The organism is Amycolatopsis sp. GM8, assembly GCF_021653975.1.
GTDB lineage: Bacteria > Actinomycetota > Actinomycetes > Mycobacteriales > Pseudonocardiaceae > Amycolatopsis_E.
The window spans coordinates 514,482-535,257 of sequence record NZ_JAJKFK010000001.1; the positions used below are offsets into that span (position 1 = coordinate 514,482).

Here is a 20,776-nt window from a genome sequence, read left to right on the forward strand (position 1 = left end):
GCAAGAGTCCGAACGGGCACAAAATCGGCACCGCCGAATTTCGCCGAGAACGAACAAAGGACCCGTGGAAAATCCACCCCCGGCGGGGATTGCCGAGGTGGACGCGCACTCGCTCGTGATCGTTTGACCTGGTAGAACACGGTGGTCTGGACGTTTCCGCGACGTTTCGCCGTCCTGCATCGCGGGATTGCTTCTACGGCATCCGGGGTAATTCGGCGTGACACAACTCCCACACTGGCGGGAACACTTGCACCACGCTCAGCGTCTGCAAGAGTGGAAGCTACGAACACGGAGGAGCCGGGGCGACCCCGCACCGGCAGCAGTACCGAAGTGGACGTGCTGGATCGATGGCACCGGGTGACCGGTGCCGGGACGGAGGGAGACTCCCATGACCTCACCCACGCTCGCCCGCCCCGACTTGACCGCTGCCGACCGTTGCGACCGGTGCGGCGCCGCAGCACAGGTACGAGCGGTCCTCGCCTCCGGTGGAGAGCTGCTCTTCTGCGGTCACCACGCGCGCGAATACGAGGGCAAGCTGAAGGAAATGGCAGCCGAGATCCAGCGATAAGCCACTGGACTTAGCAAGGCGGGCGGGGACCTCCTCAGGTTCCCGCCCGCTTCTCGTATCACCAGGAGCGGAGGGTGACGATCCGTTCTTCCAGCTGCTCGACGGTCGCCATCGCGGTCGGCGGCCCGCCGCAGACCCGCCGCAGCTCGTTGTGAATCGCGCCGTGCGGCTTGTTCGTGCGGTGGTGGTACACCCCGACCAGCGTGTTCAGCTCCTTGCGCAGCGACGCGATGCGCTCGGACACCGACTGCGGCCGCTCGGACACCACAGCCGCCGGGTCCTCCTGCGGCTTGCGGCGCTTGTCGTCGGCGAGCTGCTCCTCCTGCCGCTTGCGCAACAGCGCCCGCACCTGGTCGGGCTCCAGCAACCCCGGTAGCCCCAGGTACTCCTGCTCCTCCTCGCTGCCGGAGAACACCGCGGTGCCGAACGAGTTGCCGTCGTAGATGACCTGGTCCAGCTCGGCCGAGGCACCCAGCGACGTGAACGCCTTCTCCTCCTCGCCCGGCTCGTCCTCGGTCCGGTTGGCCTGCGCGAGCAGCTCGTCTTCCCAGCCGTCCTTCTCGCGGTGCGGCTTGCCGAGCACGTGGTCGCGCTCGGCCTCCAGCTCGCTGGCCAGCTCCAGCAGCACCGGCACGCTCGGCAGGAACACGCTCGCCGTCTCGCCCTTGCGCCGCGCCCGCACGAACCGGCCGATCGCCTGTGCGAAGAACAACGGCGTCGAGGCGCTCGTCGCGTAAACGCCGACCGCCAGCCGCGGCACGTCGACGCCCTCGGACACCATCCGGACCGCGACCAGCCAGCGGTCATCGGAGTCGGCGAACTCGCCGATCCGCTTGGTCGCCTTCGGATCGTCGGAGAGCACGATCACCGGGTTCTCGCCGGTGATCCGCGCCAGGGTCTTCGCGTAGGCGCGCGCCGAATCCTGGTCGGTCGCGATCACCAGCCCGCCGGCGTCCGGGATGCCACTGCCGCGCAACTGCTGCAGCCGGGTGTCCGCGGCCTGCAGGACCGCCGGGATCCACTCGCCGCCCGAGTCCAGCGCCGTGCGCCACGCGCGGGCCGTCTGCTCCGCGGTCAGCGGCTCGCCGAGGCGGGCCGTGAACTCCTCGCCCGCGTTCGTCCGCCACGACGCCTCGCCCGAGTACGCCAGGAACACGACCGGCCGCACGACACCGTCGGCGAGCGCGTCGGCGTAGCCGTACGCGTGGTCGGCCTTGCTGCGCATCGAGCCGTCGGCGTCGGGCTCGTAGGTGATGAACGGGATGCGCGAATCGTCGCTGCGGAACGGGGTCCCGGTCAGTGACAGGCGCCGCACGGCGGGGGTGAACGCCTCGCGGACCGCGTCCCCCCAGGACTTCGCGTCCCCGCCGTGGTGGATCTCGTCGAGGATGACGAGCGTCTTGAAGTTCTCGGTGCGCACCCGGTGCAGCGTCGGATGGGCGGCGACCTGTGCGTAGGTGAGCGCGACCCCCTGGTAGTCATCGGACGTGGCGCCCTGGCCGTTGCGGTAGTTCGAGTCGATCGCGATCCCGGCGGCGGCCGCGGAGATCGCCCACTGGTGCTTCAGATGCTCGGTCGGGGTCACGATCGTGATCCGCTCGATCGTCCGGTCCGACAGCAGTTCCGCCGCGACCCGCAGCCCGAACACCGTCTTCCCCGCGCCGGGGGTCGCGGTCGCGAGGAAGTCCTGCGGCTTGCTGGTCAGGTACTTGGTCAGGGCGCGCCGCTGCCACGCGCGCAGCGGGCGAGGTGTCACGTCCTGCTCGGCCTCGGGCGCCGCGAAGCCCCCGTTACGCTGTGCCGTGTCCGACAAGGGTGTTCCCCCTCCTCTCGCCGATCCCCGGATGCCACATGCGAAAACCCCCACGATTCGGGCCGACCGCGATGCCGGGCCGGAGTGAGGGCGCTCGGCCGAGAGTACCGGTCGGGTCCGCCGACGGCCGCCTCGACACAACCGAGCTCCGGCGGAGTGGAACACGCCACACCCCTGACGCGACGGATACGCCCGGATGGACCATGCTGGAAGCAACATGAGTGACAAGCCCGCAGCCCCGCCGCCGCGCAAGGGTGCCCGACGGCTGATCGGCCGGACGCTGTCCAAGGCGTGGGACGGGAACCTCTTCTCCGAGTCCGCCGAGGCGGCGTTCTGGCAGACGCTGTCGCTGCCGCCGTTGCTGCTCGGACTGCTCGGCAGCCTCGGTTTCATGGGTGACTGGTTCGGCGCCGGCTTCGTGGCCGACGTGCACGACAAGATCATCGCGCTGTGCGAGCGGGTGTTCACCGAGAACGTGGTCAACCAGATCATCGGGCCGACCGTCGACGACATCCTCACCAAGGGCAAGGGCGAGATCGTGTCGGTCGGGTTCGTGATCTCGCTGTGGGCGGGCTCGTCGGCGATGTCGTCGTTCGTCGACGCGATCACCGTCGCGCACGGCCAGGAGGGCGTGCGGAACAGCGTCTGGCAACGGGTCTTCGCGCTGATGATGTACCTGTGCGGGCTGATCCTGCTGGTGAGCGGGCTACCGGTGATCGCGCTCGGACCGGACCTGCTGATCGAACTACTCCCCCGCTCGTGGCAGCCGACCGTGTCGACGTGGATCGGCGTGGGGTACTACCCCGTGCTCGGCGTGGGTCTGCTGCTGGCGCTCGCGACGCTGTACAAGCTCGCGCTGCCGAGACGGCTGCCGTGGCACCGGGGCCTGCCGGGCGCGGCGCTCGCGATGGCGATCTTCCTGCTGTCCAGTATCGGGCTGCGGATCTACCTGGGCTGGATCACCCGCACCGGGTACACCTACGGCGCGCTGGCGACGCCGATCGCGTGGCTGTTGTTCACGTACTTCATCGGGATGGCCGTGGTCGGCGGCGCGTACTTCAACGCCGCCATCCAGGAACTGTGGCCGGCCAAGATGACTCATCGGCAGCGGCGCCGGTGGCGGCGGCTGGAACTGGAACGCCCGAGCCGGCCGCGGCCGCCGGAGCAGCCGTCCGGCGACGACAACGGCCGCCCGCCCGAACCTCCGGCGGACGGCGGTGCGCGGGTCGCGGATCAGTCCTCGGGGCCGGGGCGCAGGCCTTCGTAGATCTCCTTGCACGCCGGGCAGACCGGCGAGCCGGGCTTCGGCGACTTGGTCACCGGGAAGACCTCACCGCAGAGCGCCACCACGTGCGTGCCCATGACCGCGCTCTCGGCGATCTTGTTCTTGCGCACGTAGTGGAACATCTTCGGCTGGTCGGTATCGGTGTCTTCGGTGCTCTCGGGCCGGGTGTCGACCTCGGGCAGAGTCGTGGTGCTCATGTGCCCATGATGCCGCAGCGATGGCGCGACGCGAAGGGATGGCCTTCGGGTGCCGCCGTGCAGCGGGCGGCGGTGTGGCGCACTATCTGAGCTGAAGGGGGTGAGGCCCGGATGTTGGAGCCGCGTGCCAGTCGTCCGCACATGCCCGGTTACGGCACCCTGCCCGCCGGTGAGGGCACGGGGTTGTTGCCGTGGTCGTGGGCGCTGGGCCGGCTGCGCGCGTCGCACGAGTACTGGGTCGCCACCGTTTGGCCGGACGGGCGGCCGCACCAGATGCCGGTCTGGGCGATCTGGCGGGACGAGGCGCTGTGGTTCTCCTCGTCGCTGGGGTCGCGCAAGATCCGCAACATCGAGGCGGGCTCGGCGGTGTCGATCACGACGGACGACGCGCTCAACCCGGTGATCGTCGAGGGCACCGCGCGGATCGTGAAGGACCCGGCCGCGCTGCGCGGTTTCCTGGATGCGATGAACACCAAGTACGGCACGGACTACGGCCCCGAACTGACCTCCCCGGCGACGAACGCGACCGTCCGGGTCCGCCCCGCCTGGGCCTTCGGCCTGGACGAACGCGACTTCCCCGGCTCCCCCACCCGCTGGGACTTCAACCCGCCGCATCGGTGACGCGGGTTCAGAGTGCGCGCAGGCAGCGCCTCGTCATGACGTCCTGAACGCGCCGCCCCAGCGGTCCGGCCACGCGTGTCAGCACGGTGGCAGGCCGGGAAAAAGCACGAATCGTGAACGCCACGCCACCGTCTCGATCTCGCTCGAGCATGAAGGCCTCCTCACCGGCTTCGGGATGCCCGGGCAGCGTGCCGTACGCGAAGCCGCGCCGGTCCGGTTCGGCCACGACGTGAACAACCCGGCAGGGCGCGCTGAGGCCGAGGAGGCTGAGCACCACCACCGCACCCGGCTCGGCAACGGTGCTTTCCGCGCAGACCCTCAAACCTGCGCGCCGATGCACCTGCCAGCGCAGGAGATCGGCTGCCGCCGCTTCGAAGTCGGTGGTATCCGCCAGCGGGCGGGAACGCTGGAACCTCCGGTAGCCGCGCGGGAAGCCGTACTCGGTCGCGCCGACTCGGGGTAGGTGAACGGCAGGGCGCGCAGCTCCGCGACCCGCGCCGGATCCAGCGGCGGCACCTGCGCATTCTCCGAGCCCCGCCGGGTGTTCGGCCCGCCGCGTCGGTGATGATGGGCGGTCGTGACCCAGATTTCCCTGTCCGGCGAGGTCGCCGAGGCCGTTGACAGCGGCCGGCCCGTCGTCGCGCTCGAGAGCACCATTCTGTCCCACGGCCTGCCGCCCGGCCGAAACCTCGACGTCGCCCGGCGGCTGGAGGAGACCGTGCGCGCGGCGGGCGCGGTCCCGGCGACGATCGCCGTGCTGGACGGGGTTCCCGTCGCCGGGCTGTCCCCCGCGCAGCTGGACCGCGTGTGCGCCGCCGATTCCGGGCTGGACAAGCTTTCCCTGCGTGACCTCGGCCCCGCCATCGGCCTCGGGCGCTCCGGCGCGACGACCGTCGCGAGCACCTCCACCCTGGCCCACCAGGCCGGCATCGGGGTGTTCGCCACCGGCGGCCTCGGCGGAGTCCACCTCGGCGCCGCCGACTCCTGGGACATCTCTGCCGATCTCGGTGTGCTCGCCCGGGTTCCGACGCTCGTGGTGTGCTCCGGTGTCAAGTCCGTCCTCGACATCGCCGCCACGCTGGAGGTCCTCGAGACCAACTCGGTGCCGGTCCTCGGCTACCGCACCGACGACTTCCCCGCGTTCTACCTGCGCTCGTCGGGATTCCCCGTGCCGTGGCGCGTCGACGACGCGGTGCGGGCCGCCGCGGTCGTCACCGCGCATCGCCAGTACGCCGGATCCGGTGTCCTCCTGGCGAATCCGATCCCACCGGAGTCCGAAATGGACAGAGAGCTGCACGACCGGCTGCTCACCGACGGGCTGGAGTTGTTGCGCAGCAAGGGCGTACACGGCAAGGATGTCACACCGGTCCTGCTGGAACACTTCCATACCGCCAGCGGCGGCGTGAGCCTCGACGCCAACGAGGCGCTCGTCCTCGCCAACGCGAAGCTCGCCGCCGAGATCGCCGTGGAGCTGGCGTGAAGGTGATCGTGGTCGGCGACGCGGGCCTGGATGTCGTGGCACGGCACGAAAAAGCGATCGTGCACGGCGGCGACTCGCGCGCGGAGATCCGTCTCCAGGGCGGCGGCGCGGGCGCGAACACCGCGTTGTGGCTGGCGGCCACCGGGATGGACACGACGTTGGTCGCGCGCGTCGGGGACGACGCGGGCGGGCGGCTCGTCCGGGCGGAGCTGGAAGCCGCGGGCGTGCGGTGCGCCTTCGCGGTCGACGCCGAAGCCGCGACGTGCTGTGTCGTCGTGCTCGTCGACGGCGAAGGCCAGCGCAGCATGCTGCCCGATCGCGGCGCCAACGCGCGGTTCCGCGCCGAGGACATCGACCGTGCGGTGCTGGCCGGTGCGACGCATCTGCATCTGTCCGGCTACGTGCTGCTCGATGCCTCGTCACGTCCGGGCGGCCTCGCCGCGCTGGCTGCGGCGCGCGACGCGGGGCTGAGCACCTCGGTGGACCCGCAGTCGGCCGGATTGATCACGGATCCGGCCGCGTTCCTCGACGACGTGCGCGGCGTGGACCTGCTGCTGCCCAACACCGACGAGCTGGTCGCGCTGACCGGCTCGGCCGATCCGGCAGCGGCGGCGGCACTCCTGGACACCGTCGGCGCGGTGGCCGTCACCGCGGGCCTCGACGGCGCGAGCTGGGTCGGCCCGGACGGCGTCGTCAGCGTGCCCGCCGAGGACGCCGAATCCGTGGACTCGACCGGAGCGGGCGACGCGTTCGACGCCGGTGTGCTGTCGGCGTGGCTAACCGGAAAGTCCACAGTGGACGCTCTGCGCGCCGGGACGGCACTCGGCGCGCGAGCCGTTTCGCGGGTGGGCGCGCAGCCCTAGCCGTCGATGATGCGGTGTTCGCGGTGCTCGATCTGCCGGGCCTCACGCCGGTAACGGCTGACCTGCTCCGCCTTGCGCGGCGGGCGGTCGTTGGCGACGAGCACCGCGACCCACGGCAGCGGGATCGAGATCACGATGAACAGCAGCGCCAGCCACCACGTGTGGTAGAAGACGCCCGCCAGGATCAGGCACGGGAAGCGCAGGCCCATCATGGTCATGTACTTGCGCTTCCGGGCGGCGTGCTCCTCTTCGTAGGAGGGTGCGGCCTCGGTGATCAGAACCGGGTCGGCATCGTCCCTGTGGTCGTGGGACGAATTGCTCACGATGACCACCTCCTGATCTCATGCTCCCACTCGGGGCCGCGGGACGATACCTCGGGAGGGGTGTCGATCCCGCACCGGTCACGGCGCCGCCAGGAATTCCAGCGCCGCCATGACGAGTGTCTCGACCCCGGCACCCAGCGTGGGCTCGAGCACCGGCGCGAACAGCGGAGAGTGGTTGGACGGCACGTCCTCGTCGAACCGGCCGCCCGCGATCGCGGTCAGCACCTGGTCCTGGTCCAGGCCACCGACCAGCCAGAACACCGACGGCACCCCGGCCGCCCTGCCGAACTCGCTGAAGTCCTCACTACCGGTCACCAGCGGCGCCTCGATCACCCGCTCCGGCCCGCGAACCTTGCGGAACAGCGCGGTCAGCGTCTCGGTCGTGGCATCGTCGTTCGTGGTCACCGGGAAGCTCGCGATGGAGGTGATCTCCGGCGGCTTCGGCGCACCGGCCGCCGCCGCCTCGCCCCGCACGATCCGGTCGATCGCCGCGAGCACCTTCGCGCGCACCTGCTCGTCGAACGACCGCACGTTGACCTCGAGCACGGCCTCGTCGGCGATGATGTTGCTCGCCGTGCCGACGTGCAACTGCCCGACCGTCACCACGGCGGACTCGGTCGCGGAGATCTCGCGCGACACGATGGTCTGCAGCCGCATCACGACCGAAGCCGCCATCACCGCCGGGTCCACCGTCGTCTCCGGGCGCGAGCCGTGCCCGCCCCGGCCGTGCAGCACGATCCGCAGCGAGTCGGTCGCCGCCATGATCACGCCGGGCCTGATCAGCACCCAGCCCGCCGGCCCCGGCACGATGTGCTGCCCCAGCACGACCGACGGCGTGCCCGCGATGTCGAACAGCCCGTCGCGCAGCATCGCCTCGGCGCCCGAGCCCCGCTCCTCCCCGGGCTGGAAGACGACCAGCAGCGTGCCCTGCCAGGATTCCCGCGCCCGGGCAAGGAGATCGGCCGCGCCGCTCAGCCAGGTCGCGTGCATGTCGTGCCCGCACGCGTGCATCACCGGCACGTCCTTGCCGTCGACGTCGGTGCCGCGCGCCCGGCTGGCGTACTCGAGCCCGGTCTTCTCCTGCAGCGGCAGCGCGTCGATATCGGCCCGCAGCAGCACCACCGGGCCGGTTCCGTTGCGCAGCACGCCGACCACGCCGGTACCCCCGATGCCCGTGTGCACCTCGTACCCGGCATCGCCCAGCCGCCGGGCCAGTTCCGCCGCCGTCCGGTGCTCCGCGAAGGACAGCTCCGGGTTGCGGTGCAGGTCGATGTACAGCTCCCGTAAGGACGGCAGCAATCCTTCGAGCGGCGCGAGAGTCACCAGGCCATCTCAACACACCCGTGCGAGGATCACCCCTTGTGAATCCTGAGTTTTCCGACGATCTGTGTGCCCGGCTGCGCGAGGCTTTCCAGCGGACGCGGTACGACGCCGACGGCGTGCTGGCGGCGCTCGGCGGCGCGGCGCACGCGGCGCTCGGGCGGGGCGAGCCGGAGCTCGCGTTCCGCGCGAGCCGCGACGCCGGTGAGCTGGGCACGTTGATCCGCCTGTTTCTGCTCGGGAGCGCCGAACCCGCGAACGAGGTCGAGGCCGCGCTCGCACCCGTGGCGGTCGAGGACGCGCTGGCAGCCGGGCTCCTGAAGACGAACGGAGACGCGCTCGAGGCCGCGCTCGACGTCCGCCCGCACGGCGACGAGCAGGGCGAATGGTGGGTCATCTCGGATCTCGACTCGGACCTGCTGGGTGGCGAGGTCCCGCCGGAGCATGTGCTCGGCGTCGGGCACGCGTCACTCAGCCTCATCCGCGCGACGATCAGGCGCCCGGCCGGCACGCTGCTCGACCTCGGCACCGGCTGCGGGGTGCAGGCGCTGCACGCCGCGAGGCACGCCCAACGGGTCACGGCGACCGACGTGTCCGAGCGTGCGCTCGCCCTGGCGGACGCGACCTTCCGGCTCAACGAGCTCGACGTCGAACTCGTGCGCGGCGAATGGTTCGCGCCCGTCGCGCGGCGGCGGTTCGACCAGATCGTGTGCAACCCGCCGTTCGTCGTCGGGCCGCCACGCGTCGACTACACCTACCGCGATTCAGGCCTCGCCGGGGACGACGCGTCCGCGCTGGTCGTCCGCCAGCTGCCCGCCTTCCTCACCGATGGCGGCGTCGGGCAGCTGCTCGCGTCCTGGCTGCACGTCGAGGGTGAGGACTGGGCCGATCGGGTCGCGCGCTGGCTCCCCGCGGGCACCGACGCGTGGTTCGTGCAGCGTGACGTCGCGGATCCGGGCCTGTACGTCGGAACCTGGCTGCGCGACGCGGGAATCGACCCGCGCTCGCCCGAAGGCCGGGCGAAGGCGAGCGCCTGGCTGGACTGGTTCGACGACAACAAGGTGCGCGGGGTCGGGTTCGGCTTCGTGACACTGCGCCGCGCGGATGTCGCACATCCGACGATCGTCTGTGAGGACCTGCGCCAGGCCTTCGACGATCCGCTGGGCCCGGAGGCCGGCGGCTGGCTGGACCGGGTCGCGTGGCTGCGCGAGCACGGCGACGAGCTGCTGGACACGCGGTTCCGGGTGCCGCCGACGGTGTTGCTGGAGACCGTCGCCGGGGCCGGTGACGAGGGCTGGGAGACCGGCATCCGCCGCCTGCACCGCACGGACGGGCCCGGCTGGCAGCACGAGGTCGACGAGCTGGCCACGGCGCTGCTGGCGGGCTGCCGGGGCGCGTTGCCGCTGTCCGACCTGCTGGAACTGCTGTCGTTCGCGCACGGCGGCAGTGTGGAGGACTTGCGGGACGCCGCGTTGCCGATGATCCGCGAGCTGGTGCGGCACGGCATGGTCGAGCCGGCATGAGGACTGCTTGCAGGTCCGAATCACCAGACACCATGCTGGCCGACGCGAAGACACTGCCGCGGCTTGCCGCGTCCGACAAGGAGGCCGTATGAGGGCGGTTGCCGCGCGCGTCACCAAAGCGGACGTGACGGTCGACGGCGAGGTCGTCGGCGCGATCGCCGAACCAGGACTGCTCGTACTACTCGGCGTACACAAGGACGACACACCGGACAAAGCGGTCACCATGGCGCGGAAGCTGCACGAGTTGCGCATCCTCCGTGACGAGGAGTCGGTGGCGACTTCCGCCGCCCCCGTGCTCGTGGTGAGCCAGTTCACCCTCTACGGCGATACGCGCAAGGGCCGGCGTCCATCATGGAGCGCGGCGGCCCCGCCGGAAGCGGCGCGGCAGATCTTCGATTCCGTCGTGAGTGAACTCCGGGCGCGCGATGTCCGTGTCAGTACCGGCGAATTCGGCGCGACCATGAAGGTGCGGAGCGTGAACGACGGTCCTTTCACAGTTCTGATAGAGGTCTGAACCAATTCTCTCTCAGGAGAACCTCAGGCTTGCTGGAGCAACCGGATCGGGCGTGACCCCGTCCACTCTTGTAGAAGCTGGGAACGTTTCGGAGACCGAGGGCGTTGACCCAGATGTCCGGCTGACGAAGCCGGAGTCGTACACCGGGTTCCACAGGCTCGGCGCACGACGCATTACCGGTGTGACGCACCAACACGTGTCAGCCCGTGACCGGGGAGGCAAACATGTCAGTACAGACCCTCGAACGGAAGACTCGGCGTACCCGTGAACGGGCTGTCGCCGAGCCCGCCTCCGAGCCGGCTCTCGAGTCCAGCGTACGCGTTCCGCCGAACCTCGACGCGGACCTCGACGCGCAGGGTCCGGCGGCGGACCTCGTGCGCGTGTACCTCAACGGTATCGGCAAGACGGCGCTGCTGTCCGCCGCCGACGAGGTCGAGCTGGCCAAGCGCATCGAAGCAGGGGTGTTCGCCCAGCACATGCTGGAGACCGCGGCCAAGCTGTCCGACCAGCGGCGCACCGAGCTGAGGGCGCTGATCCGGGACGGCCACCAGGCGAAGAACCACCTGCTGGAGGCCAACCTGCGGCTGGTCGTTTCGCTGGCCAAGCGCTACACGGGGCGGGGAATGCCGTTGCTGGACCTGATCCAGGAGGGGAACCTGGGTCTGATCCGCGCGGTCGAGAAGTTCGACTACTCCAAGGGGTTCAAGTTCTCCACCTACGCGACCTGGTGGATCCGGCAGGCGATCACGCGCGGCATGGCCGACCAGGGCCGCACGATCCGGCTTCCGGTGCATCTCGTCGAGCAGGTGAACAAGCTGGCCCGCATCAAGCGTGACCTGCACCAGCAGCTCGGCCGCGAGGCGACGAACGACGAGCTGGCGGCGGAGTCGGGTATCCCGGCGGAGAAGGTCGGGGACCTGCTCGACCACGCGCGTGACCCGGTGAGCCTGGACATGCCAGTGGGCACCGAGGAGGACGCCCCGCTGGGCGACTTCATCGAGGACTCCGAGGCGACCGACGCCGAGAGCGCGGTCATTTCGGGGCTGCTGCAGGACGACCTGCGGCGCGTGCTGGCGACCCTCGACGAGCGCGAGCAGTCGGTGATCCGGCTGCGCTACGGGCTCGACGACGGGCAGCCGCGCACCCTCGACCAGATCGGCAAGCACTTCGGCCTGTCGCGCGAGCGCGTGCGGCAGATCGAGCGCGAGGTGATGGCGAAGCTGCGCCAGGGAGAGCGGGCCGAGCGCCTCCGCGCCTACGCCAGCTGATCACCAGGAACGGTTTCAAGCGGCTTGCGTGGCGGTGCGGGTAGCGGAACCGGAGGCGGTCCCTCGCTTGCCCGCAGCAAGCGGCTCGGCCGCCTCGAAAGTGATCACCCTGTGAGATCGCGGCTTTACGCCTATCGGCAGCGTTGACATATGACATAGATCACGGGACGGTCGAAGCAACACGCTCGGGAAACGCACGTCTTCCGAGTGTGAGCTTCGCGAGGGGCGCTGCTGCGCTCGCTCGCTTGCCCCGGAAGGTCGGGTCCGTCGGGGTGGGCCCGGCCTTCCGATTTACCCGGACCCGGGTCAGGACTCGGCCAACTCGGCGAGTTTCGCCAGCGAGGCCCGGAGTTTGTCCGCCGTTGTGGCCCGCGCCCGGACCTGCCGCTTCTCGTCGGTCAACCGGGTCCAGTCGTAGGTGTGGGTGACCCGGGTCAGCGTCTCGCCGACCGGTTCGAGCTCCCACCGCCACAGGTGTCCCGGCGGTTCCTGGCCCGGTTCCGACGGCTGCCACGCGATGCGCCGCCCCTCCTCGAACTCGACGACACGGTTCTCCCGCGTGGTGCCCACGGTGAGCGTCATCGTGAACACCTCACCCGTGCCGCGCACCCGCTGACCCGCGGGCGCCTCGGCGAGATTGTCGTTGCCGTCCCACCGTGGTTGCTGGGACGGGTCGGCGATGAGTCCGAAGATCCGTGCCGCGCCGGCGGCGATGTCGCGGTGCGCGGTGACGACCCTCGGCGGATCGGTCTCGATGGCCATGGCAACAACTTAGGCTTCACCACACCACACGGTCAGCACGGGGATTCGCGCGGTAACGTCAGCTCCCACCCGAACCGCCCGCGCAAGGGAGCCGTGCGTTGACCGCCACCACCACCTCGTTCCAGTACACCGATGTGCTGCCCCTCGCCCCGGACAACCACACCGAATACCGGCTCGTCACCCCGGACGGCGTCCGGGTCGTGGAAGCGGGTGGGCGCACTTTCCTCGAAGTAGCACCGGAAGCGCTGACCAAGCTGGCGAAGACCGCGATCACCGACATCCAGCACCTGCTGCGCTCCTCGCACCTGGCGCAGCTGCGCGCGATCGTCGACGACCCGGAAGCAAGCGGCAACGACCGGTTCGTCGCGATGGACCTGCTGCGCAACGCCGCGATCTCCGCGGGCGGTGTGCTGCCCATGTGCCAGGACACCGGCACCGCGATCGTCATCGGCAAGCGCAGCGAAGGCGTGCTCACCGGCGGCGACGACGAGCGCGCGCTCGCGCGAGGCGTGTTCGACGCGTACCAGGAGCTGAACCTGCGTTACTCGCAGATGGCACCGGTGAACTTCTGGGAGGAGCGCAACACCGGGACGAACCTGCCGGCGCAGATCGAGCTGTATCACAAGGACGGTAAGGGCGACCCGGCTTACGAATTCCTGTTCATGGCCAAGGGCGGCGGCAGCGCGAACAAGACTTTCCTTTACCAGGAAACGAAAGCCGTGCTGAACCCGAAGCGGCTCGCCCGGTTCCTGGACGAGAAGCTGCGCAGCCTCGGCACAGCGGCGTGCCCGCCGTATCACCTCGCGATCGTCGTCGGCGGGATGTCGGCCGAGTTCAACCTGAAGGTCGCGAAACTCGCGTCCGCGCGGTACCTGGACGACCTGCCGACCGAGGGGTCCACGCTGGGCCACGGGTTCCGCGACCCGGATCTCGAGCAGCAGGTGCTGGAGATGACGCGGCAGTTCGGCATCGGCGCGCAGTTCGGCGGCAAGTACTTCTGCCACGACGTGCGGGTGATCCGGCTGCCCCGGCACGGTGCTTCGTGCCCGGTCGGCATCGCCGTCTCGTGCTCCGCGGACCGCCAGGCGAAGGCGAAGATCACCGCGGACGGCGTGTTCATCGAGCAGCTGGAGCGGGACCCGGCGCGGTTCCTGCCGGAGGTCACCGAGGACGACCTGTCCGACGAGGTCGTGAGCGTCGACCTGAACCGCCCGATGAGCGAGATCCGTGCCCAGCTCGCGGCACTGCCGGTGAAGACGCGGCTGTCGCTGACCGGGCCGCTCGTGGTCGCGCGGGACATCGCGCACGCGAAGATCGCCGAACGGCTCGACGCGGGCGAGGAAATGCCGCAGTACCTGAAGGACCACCCGGTGTACTACGCGGGCCCGGCGAAGACCCCGGAGGGCTACGCGTCCGGTTCGTTCGGCCCCACCACGGCCGGCCGGATGGACTCCTACGTCGCCCAGTTCCAGGCCGCGGGCGGTTCGCTGGTGATGCTCGCGAAGGGCAACCGGTCGAAGCAGGTCACCGCGGCGTGCCGCGAGCACGGCGGCTTCTACCTCGGCTCGATCGGCGGGCCCGCCGCGCGGCTGGCGCAGGACTGCATCAAGCAGGTCGACGTCCTGGAGTACCCGGAGCTGGGCATGGAAGCCGTGTGGAAGATCGAGGTCGAGGACTTCCCGGCGTTCATCGTCATCGACGACAAGGGCAACGACTTCTTCGCCGAGACCTCGGAGCCGGTGCTGCAGATCAGCTTCCGCAGTTGAACCTACAGTGTTGTACACTTGAGTAGGAACAATGTAGTGGAGGTGGCTATGACGTCTGTATCCGTTCGTGAACTGGCCTACAACCCGAGCGCGATCCTCACCCGCGCCGAGAAGGGCGAGACCATCGAGGTGACCCGGCACGGCCACGTGGTCGCCGTCGTCAGCCCGCCGCCGCGCGCGCAGAGCCGCCACGACGAGCTGGTGGCACAGGGCGCGATCCGGCCTGCCGAACGAGGGCTGACGGCCGGGGACTGGGACAAGTTCACCCACATCGAGGTGCCGGACGATGTGGACCCGCTCGCGATCCTGTTCGAGATGCGCGAGCACGAGCGGTGATCTATCTCGACGCCTCCGCGCTGGTGACAGTTGTCGTCGAGCGGCAGCACGCACAAGATCTGCGGCGTTTTCTGGACGCTCACGCGACGGTGAAGACCTACACGAACACCATCGGTTTCGTGGAGACCGTCCGCACCTGCGATCAGATCGGCAGCTTCCCCAACCTCATGGCCACGCTGCTGCGGGACCACAACGAACTCAAGGTCACCGACGCGGTCCGGGACGCGGCGATCCGCGTGCCGGGCGCGCTGCGCTCGCTCGACGCCCTTCACGTCGCCAGCGCCGAGCAGCTCGGCTCGGAGCTGACCGCACTCGTGACCTACGACGGCCGGATGGCCGAGACCGCACGGAAAGCGGGCCTGCCGGTCGCCATGCCCGGCGCCGAGTAGGCGCTAGCCCGGGAACATCCCCGCCAGGCGGTCGAGAGTGCGCTCGATGCCTTCCTTGTTCCGCCGCGGGAAGAAGCTCAGGCTGATCGCGACCGGGACGCGCGCGGTGGACCAGTCGAACGTCTCGGTGACCTCCGTGCCGCCGTCGACCGGGGTCAGTTCCCACCGCCAGCGGTGGCCGTTGAAATGCCGCCAGGCGATCAGCCGGTTCTCCTCGTACTCCACGACGGTGTTGAGGATCTTGTAGGGCGCGCCCAGCTTCATGTCCATGCCGAATCTCGTGCCGAGTTCGAGCCGGTCCGGCCCGCCGGAGCGGGCTGCCTGGACAGTGCCGGACCCGTCGAGCACCGGGTGCTGCGACGGGTCCGTGAGCAGAGCGAAGATGTCCTCCGGCGGGGCCGCGACGAAGCGCGTGCCCGAGACCTGGCGACGGTTCGGCATGCCAGGAGGTTAGCGATTTTCCTTGAGGGTCAACAAGAGGATCTTGCGGTTACCGAGAGGTTCGCTCAACGGCACGGAAATCAGCGGGTACCGGATGTCCATCGTGCACATCCGTCCCTGCATGTGGGATTGGGTTTCCCGCAGGTTGATCACGATCTGTTGAGTGTCCTGTTGCTGCACGTCCGCACTGGCCCGGCCGCAACCGCCCTCCTCGGCACGGAAGTAGAGCGCCTTGCCGTCCGCGCTGACGTACACCTCGTGCGGATAGTCCTGCGGCAGCTTGCTGTTGTCGACCTGCGCGGCCGGCACGAGCGTGCTGCCCGCGGGCGGGGTCTGCGCGTCCCACGGCCCCGACGAGGCCGGGGGCGGCGGCACGGACATCGACGGCGGCGGCAGGGCGGGACCGGCGCCGGGACTGACGCTTTCCGGGCGCTGCCCGCAGGCCGTCGCGGTGACGAGGACGATGCCCAGCCCGGCTAGCGTTGCTTTCCACCTCATGCCCGGAAGACGGAACATCCCGCACACGGGGTTGCATGGGGTTAGATGTCGGCGTGACAGACCAGCTGAAACGCCGCCTGGGCACCGGAGACGCCGTTGTAATCGGGCTGGGCTCGATGATCGGTGCCGGGGTTTTCGTGGCGTTCGCACCCGCGGCCCGGGCTGCGGGTTCGGGCCTGTTGATCGGTCTGGCCATCGCGGCGCTCGTGGCCTATTGCAACGCCACATCTTCCGCGCGCCTCGCCGCGAAGTACCCGTCGTCGGGCGGAACCTATGTGTACGGCCGGGAACGGCTGGGCGAATTCTGGGGCTACCTCGCCGGCTGGGGCTTCGTCGTCGGCAAGATCGCGAGCTGCGCGGCGATGGCCCTGACCGTCGCCGCGTACGTGGCACCTGAGGGCTGGCGGCCGTATGTCGCCGCCGCGGTGGTGCTGGCACTGACCGCGTTGAACTATCGCGGCGTGGAGAAGTCCGCGATCGTCACGCGGGTGATCGTCGCGGTGACGCTGGCTGTGCTCGCGGCCGCCGTGGTGGCGATTTTCGTGTCCGGCCGGGATCCCGGGCAGACCGTGTTCTCCTTCTCGTTCGGCGGAGTGCTGCAGTCGGCGGGCCTGCTGTTCTTCGCGTTCGCCGGGTACGCGCGCGTCGCGACGCTCGGCGAAGAGGTCCGCGACCCGGCGCGCACGATCCCCCGCGCCATCCCGATCGCGCTCGGCCTCACCCTCGTCGTCTATGTCGCGGTCGCTTTTGCCTTGCTGTACAAGCTGGGCGCGGCCGGTCTGGCATCCTTTGTGGACCCGCTCGCGCAGGCCGTGCCGTCCGGGCTGGCGCCGGTCGTACGTGCCGGGGCCGCGATCGCGGCGCTCGGTTCGCTGCTCGCGCTCGTCCTCGGCGTTTCGCGCACGACGTTCGCCATGGCGCGGGACGGGCACCTGCCGCGCGCGCTGGCCACGGTGCATCCCCGGTTCGGCGTGCCGCACCGGGCCGAGCTCGCGGTCGGTGTCGTCGTCGCGATCCTGGTGCTGTTCACGGATTTGCGCGGCGCGATCGGGTTTTCGTCGTTCGCCGTGCTGACCTACTACGCGATCGCCAACGCCAGCGCCTGGACCCTGCGACGTGGGGTCGTGCCGGCCCTGGGGCTGGTCGGCTGCGTCGTGCTCGCGTTCAGCCTGCCCCTGTGGTCGGTGGTGATCGGTGCTGCCGTGCTCGCCGTGGGCGCGCTCGCCTACCTCGTCTTTTCCAGGCGCTCCAACGCTTCCTCGTAACCGGCGAGCAGCTCCGCCATGATCTCCGCGACCGGGCGGATCCGGTCGACGCGCCCGATGATCTGCCCGGCGGGCATCGACACGAGACCGGGATCGTTCGCCTCGTGCAGCCGGTTGTGCGCGTGCGAGACGAGCAGGTTCTGCAACGGCATCGGCAGCGGTTTCGGCGCTCCGGGCGCCTCCCAGGCTTCCGTCCAGCGGGTCTTGAGCAGCCGCGCGGGCTTACCGGTGTAGATGCGGGTGCGGACGGTGTCCGAGGACGTTGCCGCGACCAGCGCGCTCTGCATCGCCTCCGAACTCGGCATCGTCCGCAGGTACTCCTCGGTGGCGAGCCAGAGCGAACCCATCCACACCCCGGACGCGCCGAGCGCGAGCGCGGCGGCCATCTGCCGCCCGGACCCGATGCCGCCCGCGGCGAGCACCGGGACGTCGACCGCGTCGGCGATCTCCGGCAGCAGCACCATGGACGCGATCTCGCCGGTGTGCCCGCCCGCCTCATACCCTTGCGCCACAACGAAATCGACCCCGTTGTCGACATGTCGCCGGGCGTGCTCGGCTTTGCCTGCGAGCGCCGCGACCGGCACGCCGTGGGCGTGCGCCTGCTCGATCACGTCGATCGGCGGTGAGCCCAGGGCGTTGGCGATCAGCTTGATCGGATGCTTGAGTGCGACCTCGACGTGCGAGCGGGCGACCGAGTGCAGCCAGCCGAGCACCCCGGCCCGTTCCTCGGTGTCCCCGGGCAGCTCGGGCACGCCCAGCTCGCGCAGCGTGCGCTCCACGAAAGCCTTGTGCTCCTCGGGGATCAGCTTGTCGAGGTCGAGCTGGGTGCCCTCGGTGGGGATCTTCGCGGGCATCACGATGTCGACCCCGTACGGTTTGCCGCCAGTGTTCGCGTCCATCCAGTCGAGCACGGCGTCGAGTTCGGCGGCGTCGTTGAACCGGACGCACCCCAGCACGCCGAGCCCGCCCGCCTTGCTGATCGCGGCGGCGACGTGCTCGGACGGTGTGAAGCCGATGATCGGGTGCTCGATGCCGAGCCTCTCGCACAGCTCGGTGCGCATGAATCCTCCTACTGGGCGGGCTGGTGTTCGGCCGCGTAGCGCTGGGCCCACGGGTAGTCGGGTTTACCGCTGGGCAGCCGGCCGATCCGGTCGGTGAACCAGATCGTGCGCGGCACCTTGTAGCCCGCGATCTCCAGCCGCACATGCGCGTCGATCCCGGCGAGGTCGGGTTCCTGACCGGGCCTGGTCTCCACGATCGCGGCGACGCGCTGCCCGAGGCGCTCGTCCGGCACGCCGATGACCAGCGCGTCGAACACGCCGGGGTGCGATTTCAGCGCGCCCTCGACCTCTTCCGGGAACACCTTCTCGCCGCCGGTGTTGACGCACTGCGAGCCGCGACCCAGCAATGTGACCGTGCCGTCCTCCTCGTAGCGCGCGTAGTCGCCGGGGATGACGTAGCGGGCGCCGTCGATCTCGGCGAAGATCTTCTCCGTCTTCGCCGGGTCCTTGTAGTAGCCGATCGGCACGTGCCCGCGCCGCGCTATCCGGCCGGTGGCGCCGGGTTCCTTGGGTACCAAACGGTTTTCGTCGTCGATCAGCACGGCGTCCTTGCCGAAGTTCACCCGCGGCCCGGCCGAGTGGTCGGCGTCCTTGGCGAACATGCCCATGCCGGTGAAACCGCTTTCGGTGGAGCCGATCGCATCGGTCAGCACGACGTTCGGGAAGGCTTCCAGGTATTGCTGCTTGACCGACTGGGAGAACAGCGCGGCATGGCTCGACACCGCCACGAGTGACGATGCGTCGTACCCGCCGCGGTAGTAGGCCTCGATGAGTGGGCGGGCCATCGCGTCACCGACGATCGTGAGCACATGCACCTTGTGCTCAGCCACGCGCCGCCAGATCTCGTCCGCGTCGAACTGCGGCACGAACACCACCGTGCCGCCGCCGAACAGGGCGCCGAACGCGGCCCACTGCGCGGCGCCGTGGATCAGCGGCGCCGCCGGCAACCGGACCATGCCGAAGTTCTTGCCGTTCTCGGCGAGCGTCCACTCGTCCGGGACGTACTCGCCGGTGACGAAGTCGATCCCGCCGCCGAGCGCGCGCCAGACGTCCTCGTGGCGCCACACCACGCCTTTCGGGTAGCCCGTGGTGCCACCGGTGTAAAGCATGTAGATGTCGTCGGAGCTGCGCTCGCCGAAGTCGCGCTCATCGGACTGGCCGGCCAGCGCGGTTTCGTATTCGGTGCCCTCGAATGGTGAGTCGCTGCCGTCTTCGACGACTAAAACGTGTTTCAGTTTCGGCGCATCCGGCAGCACGTCGGCGACCTTGTCGGCGTAGCGCCGCTCGTGCACCAGCGCGACGAGGTCCGCGTTGGTGAACAAGTACTTGAGCTCACCCTGCACGTAGCGGTAGTTGACGTTGATCGCGATGGCGCGCACCTTGTACGCCGCGTACATCGCCTCGATCATTTCGATCGAGTTCCGGGAGTACACGCCGACGTGATCCCCCTTGCCGACCCCCTGGGCGGCGAGGTGGTGGGCGAGCCGGTTGGCACGGCGGTCCAGTTCCGCGTACGTGACCTGGCGGTCGCCGCACACGACCGCGGGGCGATCCGGCACGGCGTCGACGGCGTGCTCGAGCAGATCCGCGATGTTGTAAGCCACGAAGCCAAAGTAGAACATGTTATTGTTTTGGGCAATGGCCCGTGGAGGTGCGAATGGCTGAGCCGCATGCCCTGATAGAACAACGAGGGCACACGCTCGTGGTGACGATGAACAGGCCCGAGGCGAAGAACGCGATCACCGGCGAGATGATGTCGATCATGGTGGAGGCCTGGGACAGGGTCGACAACGATGGGTCGATCCGGTCCTGCGTGCTCACCGGTGCGGGTGGCGCGTTCTGCGCGGGTGCCGACCTGAAGTCCATGGCCCGCAACTCCCCCGCCGACTCGTACGAGCGCGGAACGTTCGACCCGGGCCGCATCGAAGGCCTGTTGAAGGGCCGCCGCCTGACGAAGCCGCTGATCGCCGCCGTCGAAGGCCCCGCGATTGCCGGTGGGACCGAGATCCTGCAGGGTACGGACATCCGGATCGCCGGGGAGAGCGCCCGGTTCGGGGTGTCCGAGGCCCGCTGGGGCCTTTTCCCGATGGGCGGTTCGGCTGTGCGGTTGCCACGGCAGATCCCCTACACCGTTGCCGCCGAGATCCTGTTGACCGGACGGCACATCACGGCCGCCGAGGCGAAGGAGATCGGGCTCATCGGACATGTCGTGCCGGATGGGACGGCGCTTACCCGGGCGCTGGAGATCGCCTCGCAGATCGCGGAGAACGGTCCCCTCGCGGTGCAGGCGATCCTGCGGACCATCCGGGACACCGAGGGGTTGCACGAGGAAGAGGCGTTCAAGCTGGAGGCGCAGTACGGGTTGAAGGTCTTTCAGTCGGCTGATGCCAAGGAAGGGCCCCGGGCCTTTGCGGAGAAGCGGAAGCCTCGGTTCGAGGGTGCTTAGGTTTTAAAGATGTCCTCGCCGGACGGGCTGGCTCCAG

Annotated in this window: 23 protein-coding genes; 13 read left to right on the forward strand and 10 right to left on the reverse strand. The window is 69.6% G+C overall.

Annotated features, from left to right (window positions below):
* Window positions 1-388: 388 nt before the first annotated feature.
* Window positions 389-568, forward strand: a complete 180-nt coding sequence (locus LOZ83_RS02480) for a hypothetical protein (RefSeq protein WP_236788346.1) — start codon at window positions 389-391, stop codon at window positions 566-568.
* Window positions 569-626: 58 nt separating this feature from the next.
* Here LOZ83_RS02480 and LOZ83_RS02485 read toward each other — a convergent pair whose 3' ends face one another.
* Window positions 627-2,381, reverse strand: coding sequence for a DEAD/DEAH box helicase (locus tag LOZ83_RS02485; RefSeq protein ID WP_236788347.1), 1,755 nt, complete (start codon window positions 2,379-2,381; stop codon window positions 627-629).
* Window positions 2,382-2,598: 217 nt separating this feature from the next.
* Here LOZ83_RS02485 and LOZ83_RS02490 point away from each other — a divergent pair, with 217 nt between their 5' ends.
* The gene (locus LOZ83_RS02490) at window positions 2,599-3,648 is read left to right on the forward strand and encodes a YihY/virulence factor BrkB family protein (RefSeq protein WP_236788348.1); all 1,050 of its coding nucleotides are present in this window, start codon (window positions 2,599-2,601) and stop codon (window positions 3,646-3,648) included.
* On the opposite strand, the gene LOZ83_RS02495 is transcribed toward LOZ83_RS02490, so the two are convergent.
* Window positions 3,615-3,863: a DUF3039 domain-containing protein gene (locus tag LOZ83_RS02495; RefSeq protein WP_236788350.1), complete on the reverse strand. Its 249-nt coding sequence runs from the start codon at window positions 3,861-3,863 to the stop codon at window positions 3,615-3,617. The genes LOZ83_RS02490 and LOZ83_RS02495 overlap by 34 nt on opposite strands.
* Before the next feature lie 111 nt (window positions 3,864-3,974).
* Between LOZ83_RS02495 and LOZ83_RS02500 the strand changes: the two genes are divergently transcribed.
* The gene (locus LOZ83_RS02500) at window positions 3,975-4,484 is read left to right on the forward strand and encodes a pyridoxamine 5'-phosphate oxidase family protein (RefSeq protein ID WP_236788352.1); all 510 of its coding nucleotides are present in this window, start codon (window positions 3,975-3,977) and stop codon (window positions 4,482-4,484) included.
* A gap of 7 nt (window positions 4,485-4,491) precedes the next feature.
* Here LOZ83_RS02500 and LOZ83_RS02505 read toward each other — a convergent pair whose 3' ends face one another.
* Window positions 4,492-5,151 (reverse strand): DUF1990 family protein, encoded by a 660-nt coding sequence (locus tag LOZ83_RS02505; protein ID WP_236788354.1) that lies wholly within the window; start codon window positions 5,149-5,151, stop codon window positions 4,492-4,494.
* Between LOZ83_RS02505 and LOZ83_RS02510 the strand changes: the two genes are divergently transcribed.
* A complete protein-coding gene (locus LOZ83_RS02510) occupies window positions 5,062-5,964 on the forward strand; it encodes a pseudouridine-5'-phosphate glycosidase (protein ID WP_236788356.1) in 903 nt (300 codons plus the stop codon). The genes LOZ83_RS02505 and LOZ83_RS02510 overlap by 90 nt on opposite strands.
* Window positions 5,961-6,827: a PfkB family carbohydrate kinase gene (locus LOZ83_RS02515; protein ID WP_236788358.1), complete on the forward strand. Its 867-nt coding sequence runs from the start codon at window positions 5,961-5,963 to the stop codon at window positions 6,825-6,827. Before LOZ83_RS02510 ends, LOZ83_RS02515 begins: the two co-directional genes overlap by 4 nt.
* Here LOZ83_RS02515 and LOZ83_RS02520 read toward each other — a convergent pair.
* Complete coding sequence (locus tag LOZ83_RS02520; protein WP_236788360.1) at window positions 6,824-7,150, reverse strand: DUF3099 domain-containing protein; 327 nt, start codon at window positions 7,148-7,150, stop codon at window positions 6,824-6,826. The two genes, LOZ83_RS02515 and LOZ83_RS02520, sit on opposite strands and share 4 nt — an antisense overlap.
* Window positions 7,151-7,228: 78 nt before the next feature.
* Window positions 7,229-8,473 (reverse strand): amidohydrolase, encoded by a 1,245-nt coding sequence (locus tag LOZ83_RS02525; protein ID WP_374202610.1) that lies wholly within the window; start codon window positions 8,471-8,473, stop codon window positions 7,229-7,231.
* A 38-nt stretch (window positions 8,474-8,511) separates the two neighbouring features.
* Here LOZ83_RS02525 and LOZ83_RS02530 point away from each other — a divergent pair, with 38 nt between their 5' ends.
* The 3 genes from LOZ83_RS02530 to LOZ83_RS02540 all read left to right on the forward strand — a co-directional run bounded on the left by LOZ83_RS02530 (window position 8,512) and on the right by LOZ83_RS02540 (window position 11,775).
* A complete protein-coding gene (locus LOZ83_RS02530) occupies window positions 8,512-9,993 on the forward strand; it encodes a class I SAM-dependent methyltransferase (protein ID WP_236788362.1) in 1,482 nt (493 codons plus the stop codon).
* Between the two features lie 88 nt (window positions 9,994-10,081).
* Window positions 10,082-10,507, forward strand: coding sequence for a D-aminoacyl-tRNA deacylase (gene dtd / locus LOZ83_RS02535; protein ID WP_236788364.1), 426 nt, complete (start codon window positions 10,082-10,084; stop codon window positions 10,505-10,507).
* A 224-nt stretch (window positions 10,508-10,731) separates the two neighbouring features.
* The gene (locus LOZ83_RS02540) at window positions 10,732-11,775 is read left to right on the forward strand and encodes a sigma-70 family RNA polymerase sigma factor (RefSeq protein ID WP_236788367.1); all 1,044 of its coding nucleotides are present in this window, start codon (window positions 10,732-10,734) and stop codon (window positions 11,773-11,775) included.
* Between the two features lie 306 nt (window positions 11,776-12,081).
* Here LOZ83_RS02540 and LOZ83_RS02545 read toward each other — a convergent pair whose 3' ends face one another.
* Complete coding sequence (locus LOZ83_RS02545; protein WP_236788368.1) at window positions 12,082-12,537, reverse strand: SRPBCC family protein; 456 nt, start codon at window positions 12,535-12,537, stop codon at window positions 12,082-12,084.
* A gap of 98 nt (window positions 12,538-12,635) precedes the next feature.
* On the opposite strand from LOZ83_RS02545, the gene LOZ83_RS02550 reads away from it, so the two are divergent.
* From LOZ83_RS02550 to LOZ83_RS02560, 3 genes are read left to right on the forward strand one after another with little or no spacing between them, the layout of a single operon-like run.
* Window positions 12,636-14,303 carry a fumarate hydratase gene (locus tag LOZ83_RS02550; protein WP_236788370.1) on the forward strand — a complete coding sequence of 556 codons (1,668 nt, stop codon included), beginning with the start codon at window positions 12,636-12,638 and terminating at the stop codon, window positions 14,301-14,303.
* A gap of 48 nt (window positions 14,304-14,351) precedes the next feature.
* On the forward strand, window positions 14,352-14,639 hold the full coding sequence (locus tag LOZ83_RS02555) for a type II toxin-antitoxin system Phd/YefM family antitoxin (RefSeq protein WP_236788372.1): 288 nt from the start codon (window positions 14,352-14,354) through the stop codon (window positions 14,637-14,639).
* Complete coding sequence (locus LOZ83_RS02560) at window positions 14,636-15,028, forward strand: PIN domain-containing protein (RefSeq protein ID WP_236788374.1); 393 nt, start codon at window positions 14,636-14,638, stop codon at window positions 15,026-15,028. Before LOZ83_RS02555 ends, LOZ83_RS02560 begins: the two co-directional genes overlap by 4 nt.
* 3 nt (window positions 15,029-15,031) lie before the next feature.
* Here LOZ83_RS02560 and LOZ83_RS02565 read toward each other — a convergent pair whose 3' ends face one another.
* Together LOZ83_RS02565 and LOZ83_RS02570 are read right to left on the reverse strand one after the other, a co-directional pair.
* The gene (locus LOZ83_RS02565) at window positions 15,032-15,469 is read right to left on the reverse strand and encodes an SRPBCC family protein (protein WP_236788376.1); all 438 of its coding nucleotides are present in this window, start codon (window positions 15,467-15,469) and stop codon (window positions 15,032-15,034) included.
* A gap of 9 nt (window positions 15,470-15,478) precedes the next feature.
* Window positions 15,479-15,967: a hypothetical protein gene (locus LOZ83_RS02570; RefSeq protein WP_236788377.1), complete on the reverse strand. Its 489-nt coding sequence runs from the start codon at window positions 15,965-15,967 to the stop codon at window positions 15,479-15,481.
* 116 nt (window positions 15,968-16,083) lie between these two features.
* On the opposite strand from LOZ83_RS02570, the gene LOZ83_RS02575 reads away from it, so the two are divergent.
* Window positions 16,084-17,232, forward strand: coding sequence for an amino acid permease (locus LOZ83_RS02575; RefSeq protein ID WP_236789411.1), 1,149 nt, complete (start codon window positions 16,084-16,086; stop codon window positions 17,230-17,232).
* Here the strand turns inward: LOZ83_RS02575 and LOZ83_RS02580 are convergent.
* The gene (locus tag LOZ83_RS02580) at window positions 17,193-18,293 is read right to left on the reverse strand and encodes a nitronate monooxygenase family protein (protein WP_236788379.1); all 1,101 of its coding nucleotides are present in this window, start codon (window positions 18,291-18,293) and stop codon (window positions 17,193-17,195) included. The two genes, LOZ83_RS02575 and LOZ83_RS02580, sit on opposite strands and share 40 nt — an antisense overlap.
* Window positions 18,294-18,301: 8 nt before the next feature.
* A complete protein-coding gene (locus tag LOZ83_RS02585) occupies window positions 18,302-19,897 on the reverse strand; it encodes an acyl-CoA synthetase (protein WP_236788381.1) in 1,596 nt (531 codons plus the stop codon).
* Window positions 19,898-19,950: 53 nt separating this feature from the next.
* Between LOZ83_RS02585 and LOZ83_RS02590 the strand changes: the two genes are divergently transcribed.
* Window positions 19,951-20,739, forward strand: a complete 789-nt coding sequence (locus tag LOZ83_RS02590) for a crotonase/enoyl-CoA hydratase family protein (RefSeq protein ID WP_236788383.1) — start codon at window positions 19,951-19,953, stop codon at window positions 20,737-20,739.
* The last annotated feature ends 37 nt before the right edge of the window (window positions 20,740-20,776 follow it).

Excerpts from the sequence above, each read along its gene's own strand:
- LOZ83_RS02480 (WP_236788346.1), top strand. The coding sequence starts at position 389 with ATGACCTCACCCACGCTCGCCCGCCCCGACTTGACCGCTGCCGACCGT.
- LOZ83_RS02490 (WP_236788348.1), top strand. The coding sequence starts at position 2,599 with ATGAGTGACAAGCCCGCAGCCCCGCCGCCGCGCAAGGGTGCCCGACGG.
- LOZ83_RS02495 (WP_236788350.1), bottom strand. The coding sequence starts at position 3,863 with ATGAGCACCACGACTCTGCCCGAGGTCGACACCCGGCCCGAGAGCACC.
- LOZ83_RS02500 (WP_236788352.1), top strand. The coding sequence starts at position 3,975 with ATGTTGGAGCCGCGTGCCAGTCGTCCGCACATGCCCGGTTACGGCACC.
- dtd (WP_236788364.1), top strand. The coding sequence starts at position 10,082 with ATGAGGGCGGTTGCCGCGCGCGTCACCAAAGCGGACGTGACGGTCGAC.
- LOZ83_RS02540 (WP_236788367.1), top strand. The coding sequence starts at position 10,732 with ATGTCAGTACAGACCCTCGAACGGAAGACTCGGCGTACCCGTGAACGG.
- LOZ83_RS02545 (WP_236788368.1), bottom strand. The coding sequence starts at position 12,537 with ATGGCCATCGAGACCGATCCGCCGAGGGTCGTCACCGCGCACCGCGAC.
- LOZ83_RS02555 (WP_236788372.1), top strand. The coding sequence starts at position 14,352 with ATGACGTCTGTATCCGTTCGTGAACTGGCCTACAACCCGAGCGCGATC.
- LOZ83_RS02565 (WP_236788376.1), bottom strand. The coding sequence starts at position 15,469 with ATGCCGAACCGTCGCCAGGTCTCGGGCACGCGCTTCGTCGCGGCCCCG.
- LOZ83_RS02570 (WP_236788377.1), bottom strand. The coding sequence starts at position 15,967 with ATGAGGTGGAAAGCAACGCTAGCCGGGCTGGGCATCGTCCTCGTCACC.
- LOZ83_RS02575 (WP_236789411.1), top strand. The coding sequence starts at position 16,084 with ATGATCGGTGCCGGGGTTTTCGTGGCGTTCGCACCCGCGGCCCGGGCT.
- LOZ83_RS02580 (WP_236788379.1), bottom strand. The coding sequence starts at position 18,293 with ATGCGCACCGAGCTGTGCGAGAGGCTCGGCATCGAGCACCCGATCATC.
- LOZ83_RS02590 (WP_236788383.1), top strand. The coding sequence starts at position 19,951 with ATGGCTGAGCCGCATGCCCTGATAGAACAACGAGGGCACACGCTCGTG.